Origin of the sequence: Pseudomonas sp. 58(2021) (assembly GCF_017491585.1) — a bacterium.
In the GTDB taxonomy this organism is placed as follows: domain Bacteria; phylum Pseudomonadota; class Gammaproteobacteria; order Pseudomonadales; family Pseudomonadaceae; genus Aquipseudomonas; species Aquipseudomonas fluorescens_BT.
Genome location: NZ_JAFGYZ010000033.1, coordinates 13,508 through 25,726, shown reverse-complemented (window position 1 = coordinate 25,726; position 12,219 = coordinate 13,508). Strand labels below are relative to the sequence as shown.

Sequence of the window (12,219 nt, the reverse complement as noted above, 5' to 3'; positions counted from 1 at the left end):
GTGGTTTGTGCCCCGTCCTGCCTGACAACGACTGGGCGTAGACCTCACAACTCAATCGCCCACGTCTGACTCACCAGTTCCTTGCCGAAGCTGTGAATCGGCTCTTCCTCAACCAGCTCAAACCCCGCCCGCTGATACAACCGGCGGGCGTCCACCAGATTGCTGGTGGTCCAAAGGATCATCTTTTTGTAGCCGACATCCCGGGCAAAACGCAGGCATTCCTCGACCAGCCGATTGCCGATCCCAAGGCCCCGCGCACTGGCATCCACGTAGAGCATGCGCAGTTTCGCGGTGGTTTCGTCGTGGCGGATGACGAACACCGAGCCCACCACCTTGCCGTCCTTCTCCGCAATCCAGCAGCGCTCGCCCGTGGGGTCGAATTCGCGCAGGTATTTGGCGACGACCTCTGACACCAGCGCTTCGAACTCTGAATTCCAGCCGTACTCGCGGCTGTAGATTGCGGTCTGCTGATGCACCACCAGACCCATGTCACCGGGTTGCGGGTCGCGCAGCAGGTAGGTCGTCGACTGGCCGCCCTCGAGTAGCGTCTGGATCTGCTTCATCGACGCGATCAGTTGCAGTTGCTGCGGTTCGGACAGGCGTTCGAGCAGGGTGATGACTTCTTGTCGTGATGCCTGTTCCAGCGGGGCGAGGATTTCGCGGCCGAGGTCGGTGATGTGCAACTGACTGGCGCGTGCGTCGGTGGCGCAGGGGACTTTCTGGATCAGGCCTTTTCTGTCGAAGCCGCTGATGAGGCGGCTCATGTAGCCCGCGTCGAGGCCGAGCATCTGGCGCAGGTCGGTGCTGGTCAGATCGCCCCGGGACGCGAGTTCGTAGAGGATGCGCAGCTCGGTGAGCGAGTAGTCGCTTTGCAGCAAGTGTTCCTGCAACACGCCGATCTGATGGGTGTAGAAGCGGTTGAACTGCCGGACGCTGTCGGCGCGGTCGGTGATCGTGGACATGGCGTGATACCCATATGTTTGCCTTAGGCAACTATATAGTTGCCTGAAGCAAACAAGTCAAATGGATGATGTCACGATCCCGAATGCAAAATCAGCCGGATCGAACCGCTCAGTCGTGTCCATTTGTATGTTGCGCAGGCCCACCGTTTCCAGATGCGTTGAGTAGAGCGCTTCGGAAAACCAGGTGATCAACAGGGTGCGCCGGCGTGCACCGCTGGAGTTCAGGCTGCCGGCGTGGATCAGGTCGGCATCGAAGATCAGGATGTCGCCCGCGCTGCCCGTCAGTTGCACGGATCGGGACTCGTCATTTAAATCGAACGGGGGCTCGCTCAGAGCAGGGCGATGGCTGCTAGGGACGATGCGGGTTGCACCGTTTTCCGGGCCGTAGTCGTCGAGATACACCAGCGCGTTGACAGTGTCGCCGGGGCGTTGCGCCGACAAGTCGCGGTGCAGCTGTTGGTGGCCGCCATTGATGAGCGGTTCGCGGCCCTCGACCTGAGAGAGGAAGAAGCGTTCGCCGATCAACTCGCCCACCATCGCCAGCAATGGTGGCAATCGGCAGAGGGCCTGAACAACCGGGTCAGTGTCCAGTTGCGAATGGCGCCAGTCGATGCCGCGGGGCACGGGCCATTGGTTTGAAGGCTTCACGCCCGCATCGAATGCAGCGCGAAGTGTCTCCAGCCATTCCGGCAGAATCGCTCGGCGCAGCAGGATGTAGCCATTTTGGTGGAGTTGCTCGCGGTCAGCCACAGGCGTCCTCGGTATGGTTGGCTACCGCAGAGCGTAGACAAAAGCCTCGACGACGGCGCCGTCGTCTAGCGTCACGGTGATCAGTTCTGCGCCGACCGGCTCAGAAACCCATCAATTAACGCCACCACCTGTTGCTGGATCACCTCACGGGAACGAGCGCCGCCGTCCCCGCAAATAATGCCGTCGCCTGGCGAGTCCTCTTCGAGCAGCGCCACGGCGCCGGGCTTGCACAGGGACATGAAGCTGAAATGGCTGGCGTCGCTGATCTCGACATACTGCGAGGTAGCCGAAGGCAAGCGTTTGGCGAGATTCGCCGATTCCAGTTGGGCGGGAAGTTCTTCGGACGGCACGCCCGCGCCGATCACCAGTGTCGGAACCGCCAGCGCGGCGAGGCTGGCGTCGGTCATCCCGCGTGACAGGCCCAGGTCCAGTGACACGATGGCGCTGACGCGTTTATCGCTCAAGTCTGCACTGATCCGGCTCTTCGCTTGCGGTGTGTCGGCGACGTTGATCGTCTTGTAGACCGAGCAACTGGCGAGTTTTTGATGGACCGCGCAGTCCTCGGCGAAGCGTTCAGGGTCGAAGCGTGTGCCGGCGATTTCCAGAGCGGTCCAGCCGCCAAGGGAATGGCCGGCGACTGCGATTCGCTGCTTCGAGACTGCGCCAAATTGCTCCGGCCGAGCCGTGACCGCATCGATCACACGGCTGATGTCGGCAGGGCGTTGCCACAATTGTGCAGCGGCTTTCGGACTGCGGTCATGAGTCGTGGTGCCGGGGTGATTGACCGCCGCGACGATGTAACCCTGACGGGCCAGCGCGCTGGCGAGCCACGCCTGATTGCTCCAGTTGCCCCTGAAACCGTGCGAGAGCACCAGCAATGGATGATCGCCGGCTGTTGGCGGCGCCTCGCGCACCGCCGACGTCCCGACGAACACCGCGTCGTCGGCAATCAATTGTGCGGGAGCGGTGGTCTTGGCGGGATACCAGACGACCATGTCCAGCGGGCGCTCGTTGCGCGCGTCCGCCAGCGTGGCGGAGCGGAAACCGATGGGGTTTTCATCAGCGTTTGCGCCGGCCGAAAGGCAGATCAGTAGCAGAATGCGGAAAGCGTTTTTCATTGTTTTTATCTTCCTTGATCAAATCGGGCAAACAGGGCGTTCGCCCAGACGTTCTACCAGTCTTACGAGATAACCGTCCGGATCCTGAACGAGAAATTCACGCTGGCCGACTTCGACAGCGTCAGCGCGGTACCAGGTGTCTTTGCAGGTTTTATAGAGTGAGACCTGAGCGGTGCCCAGTCTTTCGATGATGGGGGCAACCGCCTCAACGTCAATCTGCAGATTGACGCCTCTTCCGAAGGGCTTGCTCAGTTCCGCCGTCAGCCACTGGCCTGCATCCGGATCAACCTGCTCGAGCATGACTTGAGCGCCATTCAGGTCGAGGTAGGCGAAGCCATCTTCCGGGCGTTGATAAGCGATGTTGAAGCCCAGGCAGGAGACCCAAAACGCGAGGCTGGCCTGCAGATGCGTGACCATCAATTCTGGAACCAGTTTGTTCCGTTCGAACATGGGGTGAATTCCTTTTCGTTGAAGTCGGGGCGGCGCCAGACTTCTTCCCCGCGATAATACGAGTCGGGCGCATGGTAAGCGCGAATCGGGGAGCACCGAAAGCTGCACGCATCGAAAATCGTCACAAACCGCGATGACAGGGCCATCTCTCCATACCTGTAAAAAAAACTGACTAGAATCCACACACACCCATTCATTCAAGGAGCGACCCATGTCCGGTTTACGCACGTTGATTGCGACCACGACCTGTATTGCGCTGCTGAGCAGTTCGGTGACCGCGCTGGCCGATCCAGGCAACGGAAAGGGGCAGGGCAAAGGCAATCCGCATAACAGCCAGGATCATGGCAATCAGGGAAAAAAAGGCGGAGGCGGTTATCAGGGGCATGGCCCGAGTATCGACCACGCCGGGGTGATCGGGATTGTTGACGGGTATCGCGGCTACTGGACCCCGGGCCCCGCGTTGCCGCCCGGCATCCAGAAGAACCTGGCCCGCGGCAAGCCGCTGCCGCCCGGTATTGCGAAGAAGCTCGATGGTCGACTGGTCGGCAGACTGCCGCACTACGATGGCTACGAATGGCAGCAGGTCGGCACCGATCTGATTCTGGTCGCGCTGGCTACCGGGCTGATTTATGAAGTGCTCAATGGTGCGTTCGATTGAAAAATAAATCTGTCCCCAATAGGACTCAGGCATGAAAAAGCCCGGCGGATAAGGCCGGGCTTTCGTCGGGTACTGCGGTAAAACCCTGCATTCAGGCGTTACGACTTTCGATCAGACGGTCAGAACCACCTTCGGCTACCGCATCACTGAAAAGCGGATCGGTTTCAGTCGCGGCGACGGCGTCACTGAACAGTGGATCGGTTTGGGTCGCAGAGGCAACAGCATCGCTGAACAGTGGGTCAGTCTCGGTCGCCGCAAAAGCATTCAGGGCGAAGAGCGAGAAGGCGATGCCGAGGATAGTTTGGCGTTTCATGGTTCTGTACTCCGTGTGCAATGGGTTGGTATGGAGCAGATCCTACGCTTTGGATTCAATATGAGAATTTCATTGAATTAATGGTTGTTATTGATGCAGTCAATGATTGGGCTCGGTGGTCTCAGGTGTGCTGAACGGCATTCACTGCGTAATAAACCTGCGAATCGCTTGAGTGGTTTCGGGTGCTGTTGCACGGTTTCGGCGACACCGGGGATATATGGGCGCCGCTGGCGCGGGTTATTGGCTGAGGGAGGAAGCGCCCGCCGCTGACCCCTTCTCACAACAGCTTCATCGCCTTGGCCACCCGCCAGAGGATGGATCACTCGGATGAACTCAAAGCTGCAGTGTTATCGTTTGATACTGGTCGAAGCGCTGGCTTGGGGCATGTTGAACGCAGTCCATCTATATGCTCCATCAAGCCATCAGGAATGCTTTGCCACATCGGGTCCAGTATGAAATCAACACCTTCGCGCCGAGCCATCTTCGCCGCAGGTACAAAATCCGCATCACCTGCAATCAGGACAATTTGATCGACCTGTTGCTTGAACGAAAGTGATGCGACATCGACACCAATTCTCATATCAACCCCTTTTTGCCGGGTCTCGATACTGACGTCGGTTTCGGTCAGGTCTGCTATCTGGATTTTTCCCTTGAGCAGCTCGGCAATCCTTGAAGGTTTGATTGTCCATTTCACATCTTTGGAAAGGTGTCCCAGACGCAATGCCAGTTTTCGTTTGCTTCGCAACCGAATGTGCAGCTCTCTTCGAAATACGGCTTCTCTTGATTTGGAGAAATCGACGAGTTTTTTTGTGATGGGGTTGTGCTGCTTGGTGTCCAGAGGAGGGCAGTCGTAGAAGAATATTCTGTAAAGGTCTTTTCTGGAGGGTTGTTGCAGTCTTGAGACCGGGCAGTTTGGACGGGTTGGCACCCTCGATGTCAGATGCGCCGTCGCCCATCGATGGACGAGGTCAGCGGCACGTTCGGCATTGAATGCGTTGTGGGGCTCGATCCTTCGAAATCGCTTGATGAAGTAGGCGCCGTCAACCAGAACCGCTGTGGGCATGCGTTCTTCCTGAAAACAAAAACGCCCAAGGGTTTGGCGCGTCCTGGATGATTAGGACGGCTTACTGCCTTGGGCGGGATGTGGGCAGATTAGGGAGCGATGACGATGGCGTCAACCGTTCACTCTTTGAGTCGATCAAGGGATAACCTTCGACCTTCGACCTTCGACCTTCGACCTTGAATGTCTACCGTGTTCACTCGATGGGCAGTGACGGAAAAAGCATACGGCTTGAGGGCGAGCTCTGTAAGCCGGCGCTTTCTGGCAAATTTGTAGGTACTTGCCCAAGGGTTTGTAGGCTCAAGTATCGAATGTCAGATGTTTAAACGTTGGTGTTTAAGTGCTGAAGCGCCAAGAGCATTCGTAACGCTGATTCATACGAAATCCAGCAACAGTGTTTGTCCAGCCAGCCGATTTTTCAGCACCACTCCAACCCTTAGCATCGTCTCCAATCCGTGAACAAACACGGTCCTCAACGAGACGGTGAACATCATGAGCCTCAAGAAAATCGCGCTGGTCTTAATGCTTGGCAGTTTCGGTGCGCACGCTTACGCCGATAACGCGGACGCGGCGAATCTCCCGGTCGAGACCTACAGCTCTTCGACAAATCTGGACATCGAACACGTCATTTCCATCACTGAACCGGCCAACGAATGCGCCCCGGTGCCGGTGCAGATGACCTACGAAGACTCCCATGGCGAGCGCCACGTTCTGCAATATCAAGTGATGGGCACTGGCTGTTCCAGTTGAGCCCGGTGCAAGGGATGGAGGGTCGACACTCCATGCCAGCCACGCTCAGAATGCTTTCGTTCCAACGACGTCTTCATCCGATGCCAGCAATTGCGGGATCGACTGCTTCAGAAACTCCACCCAGGTCTTGATCTTCGCATCGACGAACTTGCGCGACGGATAGATTGCAAACAGGTTCAACTCCTCCAGCCGGTACTCCGGCAATATCCGCACCAGTGTTCCCGCCCTCAAACCGTCCACGGCCGAAGCAATCGGCTGAATGCCGATACCCATGCCTTTTCTGATCGCGATGGTCATGCCGTCGGCGGTGTTGATGTGAAAGGGCGACACGGGAATGGTGATGGTTTCCATGCCTTCGGGGCCTTCGAACGTCCAGTTTTCTACCGGCATCACCGTGTTGACGATGCGCAGACACTCGTGTTCGCAGAGTTCGCCGGGTGTTTGCGGCAGGCCGCGCTTTGCCACGTAGGCAGGCGATGCGCAGAGGACGCTGTAGGTGATGCCCAGGCGTTGCGCGACGAAGCCGGAATCCGGCAGATCACGGGCCAGCACGATGGACATGTCGAAGCCCTCTTCGAGCAGATCCGGGACGCGGTTGGTCAGGGTCAGGTCGAACATCACCGTGGGGTGGATGTCACGATAGCGAGCGATGGCGTCGATCACGTAGTGGTTGCCGATGGCCGACATGGTGTGAATCTTCAAGCGGCCGACGGGCAGGGTCCGGGCGGTGCCGGCTTCTTCGTCGGCTTCGCGCACGTCATCGAGGATTTTTTCGCAGCGTTCCAGATAGCGCACACCGGCTTCGGTCAGGGCCAGACGGCGGGTGGTGCGGTTGATCAGCCGGGTGTGCAGGCGAGCTTCGAGAGCCGAGATGGCTTTGGAAACGTTGGTGGTGTTGGTGTCCAGCAGCTCGGCAGCGGCGGTGAAGCTGCCGCTTTGGGCGACGGCGATGAAGAAGCGCATGCTTTGGAAGACGTCCATCGGTGTCGTCTCAACAGTCAGAGTGGAAAGAGTATAGGGGCGGCCTCGCAGGAGGCCGCCCCTTTGCCATGTGTCACTTTTTGCGGGGGATAAAACCGGGTACGCCCGTCTCGACCACCGCGTTGAAGCGGATTCGCGTCGTGATCTCTTCCTTGATCTCGCGCATCGCCCGATGCGGCAAGGTCGCGATATCGAAGTTTTCCTGAATCCGGCTCGGGTTGGCCGAGGTCGTCAGGAATGCCGTACCCCGCTGCACCGCCCAGGCCAGGGCTACTTGCGCCGGGGTTTTGCGTACGTGCCGGGCAATCCCGGTGAGTACGGAATCCTCGAGCACATTCGGCTCCATGCCATGCCCCAGTGGGGCGAAGGCGAGCAGGATGATGCCGTATTCCTTGCAGAATTCCAGCATCTCCCACTCGGGCAGGTACGGATGGGATTCGATCTGCACCACCGCCGGCTTGATCCGCGCGGCGGCGACAATGTCCTTCAGCGCATCGAGGGTGATGTCGGAAAGGCCGATGGATTTGCAGCGGCCTTCATCCACCAGCGCTTCGAGTGCACGCCAAGTGTCGATCAAACGGGTTTCGCCATCGTAGATCACGTGCCCGAATACATCCCGCGGATCCTGATCGTCACCGGGCTGAAAGGCAAACGGCGTGTGGATCAGGTAGCAGTCGAGGTAGTCGACCTGCAACCGCTGGCAACTGGCTTCGAACGCCGGTTTCACTCGCTCGGGGCGATGGTTGGTGTTCCACAGCTTGGTGGTGATGAACACGTCTTCGCGGCGGATCTCGCCCACCGAAAACACTTGCGCAAAAGCCTCGCCAATCAGCGTTTCGTTGCGATAGCGCTCGGCGCAGTCGAAGTGGCGGAAGCCCACTTCCAGCGCGCATTTGACCGCTTCGGTGGTGGTGCTCAAGTCGCGAAACAGCGTGCCGAATCCCACGGCCGGCATCGAGCCTGCGCCGTTGTTCAACGGCATGCGGGTGTCGCGAAGTTCATCGTGGAAAGCTTCGTAAGTCATGTTGCGTCTCCGGTATCTGCCGTTAAAGAAGTGTTGAGGTTTTGCGGGCGGCGAGCTTCTGATCGAGCACACCCACCGAGTTGCCACCCAGCGCAACGAACAGGCGCACCGAGTCGAGATAACGCGCGGTCTTCACCTGAATCTGCCCGAGCAGCGCCTGTTGATAGGCGCGTTCGGCTTCCAGCACTTGCAGCAGGCTGGTTTCGCCTTGGGCGTAGGCCTGGCGATTGAGGCGCAGGCTGGTGTCGGCGGCACGCAAGGCGTCGTCCTGCGCCAGGTTTTGTTCGGCGCCGTGGTTGAGCGCCTGCAAGGTGTCCGCGACCTGGCCGAAGGACTGAATCACCGTCTGTTGATAGCGGGCGAGCGACGCGTTGTAGCCCTCGACGGCGCCTTCGCGCTCAGCCTTGAGCGTGCCGCCATTGAAGATCGGCGCCGTCAGACCGGCGGCAAATCCCCAGAGTGCGGCGCCGCCATTACCCGACGCGGCTTGCATCAGCGAGGCCGACAGCTCGACATGCGGGTACAGATTGGCAGTCGCGACGCCCACCGCCGCGCTGGCGATGTGCAGTTCGGATTCAGCCTGGAGAATGTCCGGCCGGGTACGAGCCATGGCCGATGGCAGGCTGACCGGGATGTTCGACGGCAAGGCGAACTCATCGAGGCTGAAGTCCGGCGCGATCCAGTCCGCCGGCCCTTTGCCGGTCAGAATCGACAATGCGTGACGGGCCGCATCGCGCTGTTGGGCGAGGGGTGGCAACAGCGTGCGATCCTGTGCGAGGCGGGTTTCGGCCAGCGACACGTCGATTTGGGTGGTGGTGCCGCTCGTTTGAGCCCTGCGCACCAGATCGAGGTTTTTCGCGTCGTTGGCCAGCAGGGTTTCCACGGCCTGGATTTGCGCGTTGGCCGACGCCAGCACGAGTGCCTGACTGGCAACGTCGCCGGTCAAGGTCAGCCAGGCTGCTTCGTAGCGATGCTTTTGCAGATCGGTCAGCGCTTGTTGCTGCTCGACCGCGCGTTTGTTGCCACCAAAGACGTCCAGATCGAACGCGACCCGTGGCCCGATCCCGTAGAAATTGGAGACCACCGGCTCAGGCCCATTGTGGGTGCGCTGGCGCCCGGCAGAAGCAGCGAAATCCACCTGCGGATACAACGCACCTTCCGCCGCCGCGACCGAAGCGGCGGCCTGGCGAAGGGTGGCATCGGCTGCCGCCAGTTCGAGGTTGCCGTCGATGGCGCGGCGTACCACTTGATCGAGTTTTGGCGAACGGAATGCCGCCCACCAGTCGCCGTTGATCCGCTGGCCCATGGCGAAATGTTGTTCGGCCGCTTGATCGTAATGCTGCGACGGGCTCTCGGCAGGCCGCTGGAAATCAGGGCCGACGGTGCAGGCGGACAACATCACCAGCATCGCCAGCGGGGTGAAGCGAATAGAAGCTTTCATGGTTCAGACTCCACGTCATCAGTTGGCCGCAACAGGCTTGCGCAGGAACATCACCAGCGGACTCACGACGAGCATCGCCAGCATCAGAATCTTGAATTGGCCCATCACCGCGACGAACGCCGCCTGGTGGGTGACCAGATGGTTGAGGCCTTCGAGCGCCGGCAACGACGTCGGCAGGGCCACGCGATAAGGCGTCAGCTGACTGACCAGCGCCGAGTGCACCGTCTGGGTGTTGTTGAAGAAAAAGATCTGCACCACGGCCACGCCGAGGGTGCTGCCGTAGACCCGCATCAGGTTGAAGAAACCGGTGGCTTCCGGGCGCAGCTTGGGGTCGATGGTGCTGAACGCGGTCTTGCTGAGCGCCGGCATCAGGATGCCGAGACCGACGCCCTGGATAAACCCGTTGACCGCCACGGGCGTCCAGTCCATCAGCGGCGAGTAACCGAGCATCAGCCAGTTGGCGTACACCACCAGCGCGATGCCGGCCGCGACGAATAACCGGGCATCGATCCACGCCGGCGCGCGCATCATCAGCAGAAACGCCCCCACCAGTCCGATGCCACGGGGGACGGTCAGCAACCCGGTGGTGTCCGGCGGATAACCGAGGATTTCATCGAGCATCGGCGAGGTCAGGGCCATGGTCGACAACAGCACGAAGCCCAAGGCGAAGAACATCACAGTCGAGAGCATGAAGTTGCGGTCGCCGAACAAGCCCTTGCTGAGAAAGTGCGTCTTGCGGGTCAGCGTATGGACGACGAACAGGTACAGGCCGAGTGCGCAGGTCAGTGCTTCGATCCAGATTTCCGGCGAGTCGAACCAGTCCAGCCGTTCGCCGCGATCAAGCAGCATCTGCAGGCCGATCATGCCGGCGGTGAAGCTGGCGAAACCGAAAAAGTCGAACGTCGGGCGCGGGTCCGCTTTCTTCTCGGCGAGCAATAAAGTCACCACCATGAAGATGTACGCCGTCAGCGGCAGGCTGAGGTAGAACATCGGCCGCCAGTCGAAATACTCGCAGATCAGACCGCCAATGCTCGGGCCGCTGACGATGCCGAACAGCACCAGCGCCGTCCATTTCGGCCCGAACGCAGGGCGCTTTTCTGCTGGCAATGTCTCCAGGGCGATGGCCATCGACAACGGCGCAATCACGCCGCTGGCCAGACCTTGCAGGATGCGGGCAGCGATGAATTCAAGCGGCGTGCCGGCCAATGTGCCGAGCCACAGACCCAGGGCGAACAGCAGCAGTGAGGTCTGGTAAACCCGCTTCAAACCGAAGCGTCCGGCCAGCCATTGCGCGACCGGCATCGTGATCGCGCTCGCGGCCAGATAAGACGTGAAAATCCACCCGGCCTGATCGTCGGTCATCGACAGACTGCCCTGAATCAAGCGCAGCGCGGCGTTCGGCAACGGCAGGTTGGCTGACTGCATATAGGTGGCGAGCAGGACGACAAACCGCAGTGCCCGCGCATCGGCTGTTGAGCTGTTCATCACGAATTACCCGCAGACAACAACGACTTGAGCGGATGCCACCAGGGCGAGCGATGCCCGGTGTCGACTTTGACCGTGGCGCTGGTGCCGGAGAACAGCGGCAGGGCAGAGTCGGCCTCGTCCAGTTCCAGACGCACCGGCACCCGCTGCACCACTTTCACCCAGTTGCCGGTGGCGTTCTCCGGCGGCAGCAGCGCGAAGTCGGCACCGGCGCCGGGGCTCATGCTGATCACGTGCGCCTTGAGCGGAAGATCCGGGTAGGTGTCGAGGGTGACGGTCGCGGTCTGACCGGGGCGCATGTGCGTCAACTGGGTCTCGCGAAAGTTGGCCTCGACCCAGATTTCCCGGTCGGAAATCAGCGCAAACGCCGGTGCGCCATTGTTGACGTAGTTGCCCACCTGCAAATCATCGACCTTGGCGACAATGCCGTCGTCCGGCGCCGTCACCGTGGCGTAGGACAGATACAACTGCGCTTCATCGAGCTGAGCCTTGGCTTCGCGCACGGTCGGGTGATTGTCGAGGGCGATGTCCGGGTTACCGTTCAACGCGACGACGGTGTTGGCGATCTGTTGCTCGATGGACGCGATGCGCTGGCGCGAGACTTTCAGGTCAGTTTCGGCGCGCTCGAAAAGCGCCTTCGACACGAACTCGGTGGCGATCAAGGCTTTCTTGCGGGCGAACTCCTTCTGGTCGTAATCCGCCGAGGCTTTCGCCGATTGCAGCTCGGCTTGCTGCTGGCGATAACTGGCCTTGAGCCCGTCGATGCGCAGGCGTGCGTTGGCCAGTTGCGCTTCGGCCCGGTCAACGGCGATCTGCAACGGCTTGGGGTCGATGCGAAACAGCACCTGGCCTTTGCGTACTGGCTGGTTGTCGTCCACGGCGATCTCGACCACTTGCCCGGAAATCCGTGCGTTGATCGAGGCCTTGGCCACGCGGGCGTAGGCGTTATCGGTGGAGACGAAGGGCTCGTTGGCCACGTACTGGCCGTAGCCAATCGCGGCGCAAAGCGCGGGGAGGCCCCACATGAAGACCGGGCGCAGTCTCTGCTTGAGCGGTATTTTCGGCGGCGCGTCGACGGGGTGCGCGCGGGCTTGTTCTGCGGTGAGATCGAATTGCTGAGTCATGAACGGCTCTCCAAAAGGCTGGGCGCCTGGACGGCATTGAATGCGTGAGTCATCAAATCCATTCGCGGCGGGGGAGGATCACTCCGTGCCGCTGTTTTCGTCG

General features: G+C 60.2%; 13 protein-coding genes. 2 read left to right on the top strand and 11 right to left on the bottom strand.

Going from position 1 to position 12,219, the window contains the following annotated elements; genetic code table 11:
- Window positions 1-44 precede the first annotated feature (44 nt).
- The 4 genes from J5M72_RS27100 to J5M72_RS27085 form a co-directional block, all read right to left on the bottom strand.
- Window positions 45-962: a helix-turn-helix domain-containing GNAT family N-acetyltransferase gene (locus J5M72_RS27100; RefSeq protein WP_207867953.1), complete on the bottom strand. Its 918-nt coding sequence runs from the start codon at window positions 960-962 to the stop codon at window positions 45-47.
- 57 nt (window positions 963-1,019) lie between these two features.
- A complete protein-coding gene (locus J5M72_RS27095; protein WP_207867951.1) occupies window positions 1,020-1,712 on the bottom strand; it encodes a phytanoyl-CoA dioxygenase family protein in 693 nt (230 codons plus the stop codon).
- 80 nt (window positions 1,713-1,792) lie between these two features.
- Window positions 1,793-2,830 carry an alpha/beta fold hydrolase gene (locus tag J5M72_RS27090; RefSeq protein WP_207867949.1) on the bottom strand — a complete coding sequence of 346 codons (1,038 nt, stop codon included), beginning with the start codon at window positions 2,828-2,830 and terminating at the stop codon, window positions 1,793-1,795.
- Between the two features lie 18 nt (window positions 2,831-2,848).
- Complete coding sequence (locus J5M72_RS27085; protein WP_207867947.1) at window positions 2,849-3,280, bottom strand: VOC family protein; 432 nt, start codon at window positions 3,278-3,280, stop codon at window positions 2,849-2,851.
- A gap of 211 nt (window positions 3,281-3,491) precedes the next feature.
- On the opposite strand from J5M72_RS27085, the gene J5M72_RS27080 reads away from it, so the two are divergent.
- Complete coding sequence (locus J5M72_RS27080; protein ID WP_169430089.1) at window positions 3,492-3,938, top strand: anti-virulence regulator CigR family protein; 447 nt, start codon at window positions 3,492-3,494, stop codon at window positions 3,936-3,938.
- A gap of 91 nt (window positions 3,939-4,029) precedes the next feature.
- Here J5M72_RS27080 and J5M72_RS27075 read toward each other — a convergent pair whose 3' ends face one another.
- Window positions 4,030-4,251 carry a hypothetical protein gene (locus tag J5M72_RS27075; RefSeq protein WP_064381893.1) on the bottom strand — a complete coding sequence of 74 codons (222 nt, stop codon included), beginning with the start codon at window positions 4,249-4,251 and terminating at the stop codon, window positions 4,030-4,032.
- A gap of 319 nt (window positions 4,252-4,570) precedes the next feature.
- Window positions 4,571-5,314 carry an NYN domain-containing protein gene (locus tag J5M72_RS27070; protein WP_207867944.1) on the bottom strand — a complete coding sequence of 248 codons (744 nt, stop codon included), beginning with the start codon at window positions 5,312-5,314 and terminating at the stop codon, window positions 4,571-4,573.
- A 489-nt stretch (window positions 5,315-5,803) separates the two neighbouring features.
- Here J5M72_RS27070 and J5M72_RS27065 point away from each other — a divergent pair, with 489 nt between their 5' ends.
- The gene (locus tag J5M72_RS27065; RefSeq protein WP_169430097.1) at window positions 5,804-6,061 is read left to right on the top strand and encodes a DUF2790 domain-containing protein; all 258 of its coding nucleotides are present in this window, start codon (window positions 5,804-5,806) and stop codon (window positions 6,059-6,061) included.
- A gap of 45 nt (window positions 6,062-6,106) precedes the next feature.
- Here J5M72_RS27065 and J5M72_RS27060 read toward each other — a convergent pair whose 3' ends face one another.
- From J5M72_RS27060 to J5M72_RS27040, 5 genes are all read right to left on the bottom strand, one after another.
- Window positions 6,107-7,042 (bottom strand): LysR family transcriptional regulator, encoded by a 936-nt coding sequence (locus J5M72_RS27060; RefSeq protein WP_207867942.1) that lies wholly within the window; start codon window positions 7,040-7,042, stop codon window positions 6,107-6,109.
- A gap of 73 nt (window positions 7,043-7,115) precedes the next feature.
- A complete protein-coding gene (locus J5M72_RS27055) occupies window positions 7,116-8,066 on the bottom strand; it encodes an aldo/keto reductase (RefSeq protein WP_207867939.1) in 951 nt (316 codons plus the stop codon).
- Between the two features lie 22 nt (window positions 8,067-8,088).
- Entirely contained in the window at window positions 8,089-9,507 is a 1,419-nt protein-coding gene (locus J5M72_RS27050) for an efflux transporter outer membrane subunit (protein WP_207867937.1), read from the bottom strand.
- Between the two features lie 18 nt (window positions 9,508-9,525).
- Window positions 9,526-10,992, bottom strand: coding sequence for a DHA2 family efflux MFS transporter permease subunit (locus J5M72_RS27045; protein ID WP_207867934.1), 1,467 nt, complete (start codon window positions 10,990-10,992; stop codon window positions 9,526-9,528).
- Window positions 10,992-12,116 carry an HlyD family secretion protein gene (locus J5M72_RS27040; RefSeq protein ID WP_207867932.1) on the bottom strand — a complete coding sequence of 375 codons (1,125 nt, stop codon included), beginning with the start codon at window positions 12,114-12,116 and terminating at the stop codon, window positions 10,992-10,994. Before J5M72_RS27040 ends, J5M72_RS27045 begins: the two co-directional genes overlap by 1 nt.
- Between the last annotated feature and the right edge of the window lie 103 nt (window positions 12,117-12,219).